The organism is Proteus sp. G2674 (genome assembly GCF_009915195.1).
Classification (GTDB): Bacteria; Pseudomonadota; Gammaproteobacteria; order Enterobacterales; family Enterobacteriaceae; genus Proteus; species Proteus mirabilis.
Genome location: NZ_JAABLS010000040.1, coordinates 21,142 through 33,294, shown reverse-complemented (window position 1 = coordinate 33,294; position 12,153 = coordinate 21,142). Strand labels below are relative to the sequence as shown.

The 12,153-nt window shown below is 37.6% G+C and carries 10 protein-coding genes; 4 read left to right on the top strand and 6 right to left on the bottom strand.

Annotated features, from left to right (window positions below; all coding sequences use genetic code 11):
* Positions 1 to 862 precede the first annotated feature (862 nt).
* From phnX to GWI58_RS18025, 4 genes are all read left to right on the top strand, one after another.
* The gene (gene phnX, locus GWI58_RS15910; RefSeq protein ID WP_161769357.1) at positions 863 to 1,675 is read left to right on the top strand and encodes a phosphonoacetaldehyde hydrolase; all 813 of its coding nucleotides are present in this window, start codon (positions 863 to 865) and stop codon (positions 1,673 to 1,675) included.
* An 88-nt stretch (positions 1,676 to 1,763) separates the two neighbouring features.
* Positions 1,764 to 2,051, top strand: a complete 288-nt coding sequence (locus tag GWI58_RS15905; protein WP_017628742.1) for a DUF2645 family protein — start codon at positions 1,764 to 1,766, stop codon at positions 2,049 to 2,051.
* A gap of 163 nt (positions 2,052 to 2,214) precedes the next feature.
* Positions 2,215 to 2,511, top strand: a complete 297-nt coding sequence (locus tag GWI58_RS15900) for a DUF1240 domain-containing protein (protein WP_237611718.1) — start codon at positions 2,215 to 2,217, stop codon at positions 2,509 to 2,511.
* Positions 2,512 to 2,854: 343 nt separating this feature from the next.
* Entirely contained in the window at positions 2,855 to 3,133 is a 279-nt protein-coding gene (locus tag GWI58_RS18025) for a DUF1240 domain-containing protein (protein ID WP_442958947.1), read from the top strand.
* A gap of 73 nt (positions 3,134 to 3,206) precedes the next feature.
* On the opposite strand, the gene GWI58_RS15885 is transcribed toward GWI58_RS18025, so the two are convergent.
* From GWI58_RS15885 to glmU, 6 genes are all read right to left on the bottom strand, one after another.
* A complete protein-coding gene (locus tag GWI58_RS15885) occupies positions 3,207 to 4,334 on the bottom strand; it encodes a TIGR03364 family FAD-dependent oxidoreductase (protein WP_161769355.1) in 1,128 nt (375 codons plus the stop codon).
* A gap of 64 nt (positions 4,335 to 4,398) precedes the next feature.
* A complete protein-coding gene (locus tag GWI58_RS15880; RefSeq protein ID WP_004246580.1) occupies positions 4,399 to 5,409 on the bottom strand; it encodes a putative 2-aminoethylphosphonate ABC transporter substrate-binding protein in 1,011 nt (336 codons plus the stop codon).
* Positions 5,410 to 5,454: 45 nt separating this feature from the next.
* On the bottom strand, positions 5,455 to 7,146 hold the full coding sequence (locus tag GWI58_RS15875) for a putative 2-aminoethylphosphonate ABC transporter permease subunit (RefSeq protein WP_049196601.1): 1,692 nt from the start codon (positions 7,144 to 7,146) through the stop codon (positions 5,455 to 5,457).
* Between the two features lie 12 nt (positions 7,147 to 7,158).
* Positions 7,159 to 8,235: a putative 2-aminoethylphosphonate ABC transporter ATP-binding protein gene (locus tag GWI58_RS15870; protein WP_161769354.1), complete on the bottom strand. Its 1,077-nt coding sequence runs from the start codon at positions 8,233 to 8,235 to the stop codon at positions 7,159 to 7,161.
* Positions 8,236 to 8,673: 438 nt separating this feature from the next.
* Positions 8,674 to 10,500, bottom strand: a complete 1,827-nt coding sequence (gene glmS / locus GWI58_RS15865; RefSeq protein WP_004246586.1) for a glutamine--fructose-6-phosphate transaminase (isomerizing) — start codon at positions 10,498 to 10,500, stop codon at positions 8,674 to 8,676.
* 157 nt (positions 10,501 to 10,657) lie between these two features.
* Positions 10,658 to 12,031 (bottom strand): bifunctional UDP-N-acetylglucosamine diphosphorylase/glucosamine-1-phosphate N-acetyltransferase GlmU, encoded by a 1,374-nt coding sequence (glmU, locus tag GWI58_RS15860; RefSeq protein ID WP_004246587.1) that lies wholly within the window; start codon positions 12,029 to 12,031, stop codon positions 10,658 to 10,660.
* Positions 12,032 to 12,153 lie beyond the last annotated feature (122 nt).

The following is a 12,153-nucleotide window of genomic DNA, read 5'->3' as shown; positions in this document are numbered from 1 at the left end:
TTGTAATTATAATTTGTCTTTTTTAGCTAGATATTTAAATCAAGATGGCCTTTATCAACTGCAATAAAATGCTTGATAAAAAGCATTAGCCTTAAAATAAAATGTGGATTTATTTATCAATAACATCACATTAAACTTTACATATATTTAATATGATTGCATCTATTTTTTAAAACCATAATAACAATTAATTAAATAGAATAAGATCTGCTAGAAATCACATGATAGAAATAGATAAAATAATCTAAAGCTAATAAGAACATTGAAAAATAGAAAAGAAGTTTAAGATAAAATACTTTTTACTATTTTATCTTGTTTTTAGAGAGCATTATTTTAAATAGATTTATTTTGTTTTTTGATAAAACCTAAAAAAACAAAATAAAACAAAATTATTTTTTATCAAACAAACAATAAAACCAATAAAATAATTTTTTAACACACTGTATTAAGAAAAATCGCTCTATTATTAAAATAAAAACATTTATTTTCAATTTTATTTGATGAAAGAACAATACAATAAAACTCGGTAATAAATTTATCATACAATATAAAATATGTATGATAATAAAAGGTATTTTATCTTATCTAATAAAATTTATTGATTAATAAATAAAACCACTCTTTTTTTTATGCGTTAAATGATGATCTTAAAATCGTGTTTTATATTAGTTTTATTTACTTTTTTTAGTATCTAATGTTGAGAGCCAAGCTACTTTTGCGGTGGAATTTATTGTGATGACATACCTATGTCATAAATCCCCCTTAAAATTGACATCACAATAACCCATTTTTTTAATGGTAGGATGTTCTACATTCTTCCCATTCGCCGTTAATAATGATTTCACATAGTAGGTCTAAACATATGAATAAATCGGTTGAAGCAGTAATTTTAGATTGGGCTGGTACAGTAGTCGATTTTGGCTCTTTCGCCCCCACACAAATTTTTGTCGATGCCTTTGCTCAAGCCTTTAACTTTAAAATAAGTTTATCAGAAGCACGAGGGCCGATGGGGATGGGGAAAATCGATCATATTCGTGCTTTACTTAACGAGCCTAATATTCGCACTCGCTGGACAGCCCAATTTGGTCACCCACCAAGTGAAAAAGAGGCACAGCATATTTATCGCACCTTTATGCCGTTACAAATTGCACAAGTGGTACATTTTGCTAAACCGATTGAAGGAGCACTTGAGGCTATCACGACCATAAGAGCACAAGGAATTAAAATCGGCTCTTGCTCAGGTTATCCTAAAGCCGTAATGGATGTATTAGTACCGAAAGCCGCTGAATATGGTTATCAGCCTGATTGCGTGGTTGCTAGTGATGAAATTGTCGCCGGCTCTCGCCCAGGCCCTTGGATGGCGTTAAAGAATGTGATTGAACTGGGTGTAATGAGTGTAGCACGCTGTGTTAAAGTCGATGATGCAGTAACAGGTATTGCCGAAGGGTTAAATGCCGGTATGTGGACTGTCGGGTTATCTGTTTCAGGCAATGAGTTTGGTGCCACCTTTGAACAATATCAAACAATGGAACAGGCAGAAATAGAAAACCGTAAGCGCATTGCTGAAAATAAACTACGTACCGCTGGTGCTCATTATATTATTGATACCCTTGCCAATTTACCCGCGGTGATAGAAGATATTAATCAGAGGATCGCTAATAATCAAAAGCCGTAACTATTATCTAATACCAACGCCCAATAAAGCAGTAATGGGCGTAATTGGTCAATAGAGAATATAAAGATATATCTAGGTATTCTTTAATATGAAAATAATACTCCGCACTTTTATATTTCTATATTTTATTTTTTTATTAATATTGATTAATATTCTTTCCATATCTGACTATGAATGGATGATTGGTGAAGGTGATATTGATAATCTTTGTCAACTGCCACTCAATGGTAGATATGTTATTGAGCCTATATTGATATTAATACCTTGTATTTTATTACTTTTTTTAGAAAAAAATAAAAAGCTAAGATGGGGTTATGTTACAATCACTGTTATGTATATCATATGGTCATTTTATTTACGTTTTAATTTTTGCTGAAAACTGACCTTCCCTATCCCACAACGCCATCTTTCTCAATGGGAGAAATTTAGTTTTGATAAAAATAGAACCAGTAAAATTGATATTATCTTCTATTGCAATTCTATTTATAGCCATTTTTTCAATTTATATATCAACAAGTTACTACATAACCTATTTTCTAATGGAAGATAGGATCTTATTCTCATTTCAAACAGGGCTCTTAGTTTTTGCAACGCCTCTAATACTCTATTTCTCATATTATAGTTTTATTTTAGGATACCAAAAAAAGTTACAAAGAATGAATAATAAAGTAGCTGGTATATGCGCAGGAATAGCAATAGTTGGTATCGTTTTTAGCTTTTTCTTTTCAATTTATGTCGGTCTCGATTTAACCTCTAAAGGCTATTATCGTTGTTATAAATCATCTGCTTTTGCACCAAATGAATATGTTATTGCAAAAGAGATGTGTAAAAAATAGACATCTCTTAAATCTGATAATGTGTACTAATAGTTTTCATAGTCAGATATGCTACTGAGCCTATATTGATATTAATACCTTGTATTTTATTACTTTTTTAGAAAAAAAATAAAAAACTAAGATGGGGTTATGTTACAATCACTATTATATATATCATATGGTCATTTTATTTACGTTTTAATTTTTGCTAAAAACTGAAAAGTAGGGAAACTTTAGTCATGGTTAAAATAAACTCTCTAAAAATGTATTTAATTGCAATATTCCTTTTTTCTTTAGCTTTGTTTTGTTTCTATGACTCCATAATCTACTACAAAAACTATTTTATGATGAAAGATAGAATTCTATTCTCATTTCAAACAGGGTTGTTTTTTTTTGCAGCCCCTTTGATTATCTATTTTTCTTATCTAATTTTTATTTGTGGATACACAAAAAAACACAAAGAATGAATAATAAAGTAGCGGGTATATGCGCAGGAATAGCAATAATTGGTATCGTTTTTAGCTTTTTCTTTTCAATTTATGTCGCTCTCGATTTAACCTCTAAAGGCTATTATAGTTGTTATAAATCATCTGCTTTTGCACCAAATGAATATGTTATTGCAAAAGAGATGTGTAAAAAATAGACATCTCTTTTTTATTCTCTCTTCGTAACCTGACATTATAATTAAAAAATAACTTCACATCCCTAATGCAAGATTAATCAAATAGTTGACGAATATTCTGTTCACCTAAACCAGGCCCAACACTCATTCCTAAACCCGTTCGCATCAATACTGCAGTGACTTTTTCACTCGGCGTTAAAATTGAAATCGGCTCCTTTCCTTTTGCCCCATAAACCCCTTGCCAACGCTCTTTTACTTGAACCGAACAACCTAATGTGTGCTCAGCTAACTCTATCAGGAGGTTATCAACCTCTTCGCTGTTAAAAGGCTGTGCATCTAAGCTATATTCATGAGAATCACCAATAATAAGATCGCCATAAGGAGTCGGGGTAATTAATAAATGAATACCATACTGCTCAATCAACGGCGATTGCATTTTAATTTCTTTCGCTAAAGCCTGTGCCTCAGGTAAATCAGCAAATGCGCCATAGTGAGTGCAACTTAATCCCGTCATTAGCGCATGCGCCAATCCAATATTTTGCTCTGCTGTCACTCGCAACATCTGCAAGCGGCAAACTATAGGGTCAAGCTTTTTTATTTCGTCAGCCAGTAATGTTTGATAATCGTGCCCTGAGCAGACAATGATCTTTTCTGCACTAAATGTGCCATTACTGGTGATCAATGTCCCCGTATCTACATCAATATCCCGTACCAATGTGGAAAAATAACTCGTTACATTAGCTAAGCTGCCTAGATAAGCCGCTAACTGTGGGATCGCTTCTCGCGAAAATAGCACCTGATCTTCTTTGCCATGCAATGCCGCTCTATGGTGTTGCAATTGACCACCATAAACCGTAGCTAATTGTGTTTTAGAAAGTAATTCACAATCATAACCATAGGTTTTAGCTCGACCATCGACAAAAGCTTCAAGAATAGCTTGCTCAGATTGTGTACGTGCTAATAGATAAGTCCCTTTTTGACGCGTTAAAAATTTAGCCTGTTTGGCCATAGTTGCCCAAATTTCACGACTATTTTTTGCTAAATCTAGCATTTTTCCCGGCGCTTGACCCAAAATTAATCCGTGACCAAAATTACGTACAGAAGCGCCCACAGGCGTGTAACTGCGCTCAAAAATAGCAACACGTAAACCTCGCTGAGCCGCTGCATATGCATGAGATAAACCAATAATGCCCGCACCAATAACCGCAATATCAAATTTCATATGACACCCTAAACAAGATAGAGTGCATCGCACCCTATCTATTAATTAATAAAGTAAAAAATAATTATTTTGCACTCTTACCGTCATAGCGCTTACGCCATTCAGTTAAAATGGTGTCGCGCTTTTCAGCTGCCCAAATAAAATCATTTTTAATTAAACGTTGAGCATAATCGCGAGGTAATTCTGTTTGGCTTACGGGTACACTGGTATTAGCTAATACAGCAAAATTAGCACTATAAAGCTTCATCGCTTCCTTTGAGGCGGAAAAATCAGCTAATTTTTGCGCGGCATCTCGCTTATTAGTTCCTTTGATTATCGCCGTTGCTTCAATATCCCAACCCAATCCTTCTTGCGGTAATATGATGTCTAGTGGCGCCCCTTGTCGTTTCAATTGGATCGCCGGATATTCAAAGGATATGCCTATCGGGTATTCCCCCGATGCAGCCATTTTGCAGGGTTTGGAGCCAGAATGAACATATTGACCAATATTCTGATGCAACTTGTCCATATATGCCCACCCCTCTTGTTCACCAAATATTTGTAACCAAGCACTTACATCTAAAAACCCAGTGCCTGATGATGCCGGATTTGGCATAACGATTTTGCCTTTGTATTCAGGCTTAGTGAGATCTTGCCAAGAAGTGGGTTTAGATAACCCCAATTTTTGTGCTTCTATCGTGTTGTAGCAAATCGTTGCCGCCCAGACATCCATACCAACCCAAGTTGGCGGGTTGTTGCTATCACGAAATTTCACATCAATATCATCTAACTGCGCCGGAGCATAAGGCTCAAGCATATTTTGCGCTTTTAATATTGCTAAACTTGATGCAGCTAATCCCCACACAACATCGGCTTGAGGACGATCTTTTTCTGCTAATAATTTAGCGGTGATAATCCCCGTTGAATCTCTTACCCATTTTATTTTTATATCGGGATATTTAGCCTCAAATGCTTGTTTATAAGCTTGTAATTGTTCACTTTCTATTGCGGTGTATACCGTAATTTCAGTCGCTGCAAAGACCGTTCCCGCAGAGAATAATAAGCTGGTGGCAAGTATCAGTTTTTTTAACATCATGCGATTTTCCTAGTATTGCTATGTGAGAGAATTAAACCTTTAAATTTATTGCTTAGCTTCACGCTGATGCCACGCTTGTGTACGGCGAATAACACCTTGCGAAGCAATAGATAACAATATCGAAACCCCTGCCGAGGTGGTTAAAATCAATGTCGACATAGCCGCCGCGCCACCAATATTGCCCGCATCATCCATATTCAATACCGCAACCGCGGCTAAAATAGTGTCTGGGCTATAAAGGAAGATCGCCGCGGAAACCGTTGTCATAGCAGAAACAAATAGATAACGATAAATATCTAATAATGCCGGCAAACAAAGAGGAATAGTGATACGCCAAAAGTGACGATATAAAGGCGCTTTTAAGGATAATGAAGCAGCCTCGAATTCTTTATCTAACTGGCGCAGTGCCGTGCTCGCAGTCATATAGGCAGTAGTGAAAAAGTGTGCAATGGAGCACAGCACTAATAACACCATACTGCCGTATAAAAAGTTCAGTGGATTGTTCGGTAAGTTAAAGAAAAATACATACCCTAATCCCAACACTAACCCCGGAACGGCCATCGGTACAAAACTTAGCATACGTAGCAGATTGTTAAGCCAAGAGTGAGAAGCCGTTTTCTCTATTAAGTAAGCGCCCATAAAGATCAGAAAGCAGCCGATAGTGGCAGTGTAAAATGCCAAAATAATACTGTTGGTATAGGCGAGCCAGCCCCCGGGCAATCCTTCAAAATTATAATGACGTAACGAAAACGATAAGTTATAAGGCCAGAACTGAATAAAAGAGGAGTAAACTGCCGTACCAAATACCAATAAAAACAGCACGCAAATAAGCATCACAAATATTAGATAAAGCGTGTCACGCTGAAAATTAGCTTTTGGCAAATAGAATTGGGCACGCGAGCTCATTGCATCACGTTGACGTTTACGTAACCAAACATCGACACCGAAGGTCAACAATGCAGGTAGCAATAACAACATACCGATTAAAGCACCGCGGCCAAATTGTTGCTGACCAAGCACGGCTTTATAGGCTTCTAACGCCAGTACTTGATAATCTCCGCCGACGACAACCGGAATACCAAAGTCAGTAATAGTTAACGTAAATACCAAGCACAATGCTGCGAAAATCCCATGTCGGCTCGATGACCAAGTGACACTACGAAAAGTGCGCCAAGAAGAGGCCCCTAAGCTAGATGCAGCATCAAATAAACGAGCATCAGACATAGATAATGCGGAGAGTAAAATCATTAGCGCATGAGGAAAAGTGTAGATCACCTCACCAAGCACTAATCCCCAATAACCATAAATACTCTCTGTGAGTAAGCTACGCAATAGCCCTTGGTTACCAAATAGATAAACCAATGCTATACCCGGTAGCATAGAAGGAGCGAGTAAGGGTAATAGTGATATTCCACGCCACAAGGATTTAAAAGGGATCAAGGTGCGATGTAGAGCATAAGCAAACAGGTAAGCCAGTGGCACCGTAATAACAGCAACGCTTAACGAAACACTAATACTGTTACCCACCAACCACAGAAAATTAGCACTGGTGAACAAATCAATGGCAGCCTGAAAACCACCACCTTGTGATATATCAGGCGTAAAACCTCGCCAGAAAATAGCCAATAAAGGCAATAAAACCCCAAGAGTAAGTAAGCAAATAATAAATAACTTACCACCAGCAACAAACAAACTATCTAAACGATTAATAGATTTGGTAGGTACTATCACTGACATTATCTCGCTACCTTACGCAAATATGTGTAGTTCATTAGCCGGTAAAGTCACTTTAACTTTACCGTTTTGAATACTATGTAGCTCAGCAGCAGAGATCTCGGCTTGTAATAAATGTCCCGGTAAATGGTCTAATTCAAACTTCATAATGCAACGACTTCCCAAAAACACCACATTTTGTATATTGGCATCGTATTGATTATGTTTGTTTTTTATTGGGTTAATTTTGATTGATTCAGGTCGACAAAAGAGACGCCCTTGATTATGAGGTATTGCAGTATGTTTTAATTGGACTTCTCGTGAGCCAATCATCGCCTCACCGTGCTGATTTCTATTGAAAGGTAACCAGTTACCTTTTCCTACAAACTCTGCAACAAATGGTGTTTGTGGATGGTTGTAAATCTCTTCACTACTGCCGTACTGCTCAACCTTGCCGTTATTCATTACAGCTATCCTATCGGCCATCAGCATGGCTTCATCTTGATTATGAGTGACCATTAGCGTAGTGATATTTAGGCTTTGCTGTAAATTACGTAGCTCCACACACAAATGTTCACGCACTTGTGCATCTAATGCCGACATTGGCTCATCCAGTAATAGTAAAGAAGGGGCAGGAGCCAAAGCACGAGCCAATGCCACGCGCTGTTGTTGACCGCCAGATAATTCTCCTGGATATTTTTTCTTTCGGTCTTGTAAACCAACTAACTCCAGCATTTCATTAACGCGATCTTTAATCACATTACGAGGCTGACCGGCTAAACCATACGCAATATTCTGCTGTACCGTCAGGTTAGGAAATAATGCATAGGACTGAAATAAGATCCCATAGTCACGGGCTTGAGGGGGAAGGTGTGAGATGTTGTTATCGTAATTAAAGATACTACCGTGATCTTGTGTTTCTAATCCGGCAATACAACGTAATAATGTGGTTTTTCCACATCCAGAAGGCCCTAATAGGCAGACTAACTCGCCTTGTTTAATCTCTAAAGAAACACCATCTAAAGCAATAAATTGATTAAATCTCTTTTGAATATTCTCTACACGAATATGTGGCATTGAGCCATTTTGTGAGTTTATATTGAACTGTAACATATCGCTTACCACGCCAATTTATGATGATTGACTAGAGATTAAGCGACAATGATTAAAGTTTTATGAAAATTTAAAACTGATTTATATTTTTTTTAAATGGCTAGTCACTAGACTATTATTACAAAGATAAAATATAGATTTTAAATTTATATTGTAGAAAGATTATTAATAACATCTCTATTATTTTTAGGCGTTACATTAAAAAGACACCTTATTGATTTTATTTTAATTTTCATCGATATATTTATAGTAATAATATATTTATCTGATAAAAAATAAAAACCTTATGCAATTTTTAATCTATTCACTTTTTACACTCGTATTTATCTTTGTAATGTTTTTTAATAACAAAGAACTTAAAAATAATAGTGAGTTAAAAATGCCCCGCACCTAAAATTAAGATACGGGGCAAAATTGGCAATAAACTATTAAATAATATTACTCAACAGTCACTGATTTAGCCAAGTTACGAGGCTGATCGACATCAGTCCCTTTAATTAACGCCACATGATAAGAAAGTAACTGTAATGGTACAGTATAGAAAATTGGCGCAATTAACTCTTCAACATGAGGCAGAGAAATCAGTTTCATTGTTTCACTTTCTTCAAAGCCAGCATCTTGATCGGCAAACACATACAGTAAACCACCACGAGCGCGCACCTCTTCAATATTAGATTTTAATTTCTCTAATAATTCATTATTTGGCGCTACGATGATAACGGGCATATCAGCATCAATTAAAGCAAGAGGTCCATGTTTTAATTCACCAGCCGCATAAGCTTCTGCATGAATATAAGAGATCTCTTTTAACTTTAATGCGCCTTCTACCGCTATTGGATATTGATCACCACGGCCTAAGAAGAGTGCATGACTTTTTTCTGAGAAGTCTTCTGCTAAAGCTTCAATCACTTTATCTTTCGACAACATACTTTCAATACGGCTAGGTAGTGCATGAAGCGCCATTGCAACTTGTTGTTCAAGGGCTTCAACACCTTTAATGCGTCCCATATAGGCCACTAGCATTAATAAAACAGCCAGTTGCGTTGTAAAGGCTTTGGTTGAAGCAACCCCAATTTCAGCCCCTGCTTTAGTCATTAACACAAATTCAGATTCGCGTACTAAAGAAGAGCCAGCCACATTACAAATTGCCAGCGATGATAAATAACCTAACTCTTTTGATAAGCGTAATGCTGCTAGAGTATCTGCCGTTTCACCTGATTGAGATAAGGTTATCAGTAAACTATTGCGACGAGTCGCTGGTTTGCGATAGCGATATTCTGATGCAATTTCCACATCACAGGGTATCCCCGCTAAAGATTCAAACCAATAACGCGATACCATACCTGCATTATAAGATGTACCACAGGCAACGATTTGAATATGTTCCACTTGAGATAAGATCTCTGGTGCTTTAGATCCTAACTCACTAAGATCAATACTTTCTGCTTTTAAACGCCCTTCAAGGGTGTTTTTAATGGCTAAAGGCTGTTCGTAGATCTCTTTTTGCATATAGTGACGATAAATACCTTTGTCACCCGCATCATATTGCACATTCGATTCGATAATATCACGATTAACTTCTTCGCCATTAACATCATAAATATGCACATGGCGACGAGTAATTTCGACAATATCGCCTTCTTCAAGGTAGATAAAGCGGCGAGTAACAGGCAATAAAGCCAGTTGGTCAGAAGCAAGGAAGTTTTCACCAACACCAAGACCTACGACCAGTGGGCTTCCTGAGCGTGCTGCCACTAATAGCTCTGGTGTACGACTATCCATAATGACAGTACCGTAAGCACCACGTAATTGAGGGATCACACGCTGTACGACTTCACGTAATGTGCCACCTTGGCGCTGTTCCCAATTGACTAAGTGAGCAATAACTTCAGTATCAGTTTGAGAGGCAAACTGATAGCCCCGGTTAATTAACTCAGCTTTTAGCTCTTGGTAGTTTTCAATAATCCCATTATGTACCACGGCAATAGTGCCTGAGACATGAGGATGAGCATTATCTTGACAAGGTTCACCATGGGTTGCCCAACGGGTATGAGCAATACCTGTACCACCAATAACTTGTGTTTTTTCTGCTTCTTCTGCCAGCATCTGTACTTTGCCAACTTCACGCAGACGTGTCATATGACAATCATTATCTACAACAGCTAACCCCGCTGAATCATAACCGCGGTATTCTAAACGACGTAAACCTTCAATTAAGATTTCTGCGATATCGCGTTGTGCAACTGCACCTACTATTCCACACATTGTGTTATTCCTAAAACTGTGCGTTTTTCGCACTTGATGTCTTTATACCTGATTATTTTGTTCCCCAAGCCATGGTAGAAAACGGGGATATTTTTGTTTTTAGAATAATAGCGTACAAGAAAAGGGCGATAATGAAATATACGCCCTTATCTTAAAATTATTGTTTTTTCTTCACCGGACGTTTCCAGCCAGAGATATGTGTTTGCTTCACTCGGCTAATGACTAATTCGTTTTCGTTGACATCTTTTGTCAATGTTGTACCTGCACCAATTGTTGCGCCATTGGCCACGCAAACGGGGGCAACAAGTTGAGTATCAGAGCCGATAAACACATCATCACCAATGATAGTTTTAAATTTATTTGCACCGTCATAGTTACAAGTGATAGTGCCAGCGCCAATATTCACATTAGCACCCACTTCTGTATCACCTAAATAAGTAAGATGGCCCGCTTTAGAGCCAACGCCTAAACTGGCTTTTTTCATCTCAACAAAGTTACCAACATGAGCTTTGTCTGCCAGCTGTGCGCCGGGGCGAAGACGAGCAAAAGGCCCAACAGTACACTCTTGCGCTAAATTTGCATCCTCGATCACCGTATAAGGGCTGATAATCGAACCATCACCGATCACACAGTTTTTCAGTACACAACCCGTACCAATTTCAACGTTATTACCTAAAGTGACTTCACCTTCAATAATAACGTTAGTATCAATCACCACGTCTTTTCCGTGAGTTAGCGTACCACGTAAATCAAAACGAGCCGGATCAAGTAACATTACCCCTTCAAGTAATAAGCGTTCAGCTTGTTCTGTTTGATAAATACGCTCTAATGCGGCAAGTTGTAAGCGGTTATTAACCCCTTCCATTTCGCTATGACGAGTAGGGTGAGCGGTTTCGATTTTACGACCTTCTTGGTGTGCAAGCGCAATAATATCAGTAATGTAGTACTCTTTCTGAGCATTGTTATTATCAAGCTTCGCTAACCAGCGTTTTAAATCGCCCCCATTAGCAACCAATATACCTGTATTGATCTCTTTAATTTTTAATTGTTCTTCAGAGGCGTCTTTTTGCTCTACGATACCAACAACATCGCCATTTTCGCGAACAATACGGCCATACCCCATAGGGTTATCTAAAATAACGGTTAATAAACCAATGCCACCAGCAGGTTTTACCGCAATTAAACGCTCTAAGGTTTCTTTAGTGATAAGTGGTACATCACCATAAAGCATTAGGATATCTTCATCATCAGCAAAGAAAGGTGCGGCTTGTTGCATAGCATGACCGGTACCTAATTGCTCAGCTTGTAGCACCCAATTGACAGGTTGTGAACCTAATGTTTCTTTCATAAGTTCACCACCGTGCCCATAAACAAGGTGGGTTTGTTGAGCACCAAGGGATTTTGCGGTATCAATGACATGTTGCACCATGGATTTGCCCGCAAGTTTATGAAGAACCTTAGGTAACTGTGAATACATACGGGTACCTTTTCCCGCAGCAAGAATAACAACACTTTTAGCTGAATTAGACATAATTAACCTGATAACTCCCGTAAAGAATGGCAAGTAAACCTGTTTATGCCAAATAATACTACATATTTCGTTACACAAAATATTTCTGAAAGCAAAAAAGCCAGTTAGCTATAACTAACTGG

Bases quoted from the DNA above. Each gene is read 5' to 3' on its own strand.
- phnX (WP_161769357.1), top strand. From the start codon at position 863: ATGAATAAATCGGTTGAAGCAGTAATTTTAGATTGGGCTGGTACAGTA.
- GWI58_RS15905 (WP_017628742.1), top strand. From the start codon at position 1,764: ATGAAAATAATACTCCGCACTTTTATATTTCTATATTTTATTTTTTTA.
- GWI58_RS15900 (WP_237611718.1), top strand. From the start codon at position 2,215: ATGGAAGATAGGATCTTATTCTCATTTCAAACAGGGCTCTTAGTTTTT.
- GWI58_RS15885 (WP_161769355.1), bottom strand. From the start codon at position 4,334: ATGAAATTTGATATTGCGGTTATTGGTGCGGGCATTATTGGTTTATCT.
- GWI58_RS15880 (WP_004246580.1), bottom strand. From the start codon at position 5,409: ATGATGTTAAAAAAACTGATACTTGCCACCAGCTTATTATTCTCTGCG.
- GWI58_RS15875 (WP_049196601.1), bottom strand. From the start codon at position 7,146: ATGTCAGTGATAGTACCTACCAAATCTATTAATCGTTTAGATAGTTTG.
- GWI58_RS15870 (WP_161769354.1), bottom strand. From the start codon at position 8,235: ATGTTACAGTTCAATATAAACTCACAAAATGGCTCAATGCCACATATT.
- glmS (WP_004246586.1), bottom strand. From the start codon at position 10,500: ATGTGTGGAATAGTAGGTGCAGTTGCACAACGCGATATCGCAGAAATC.
- glmU (WP_004246587.1), bottom strand. From the start codon at position 12,031: ATGTCTAATTCAGCTAAAAGTGTTGTTATTCTTGCTGCGGGAAAAGGT.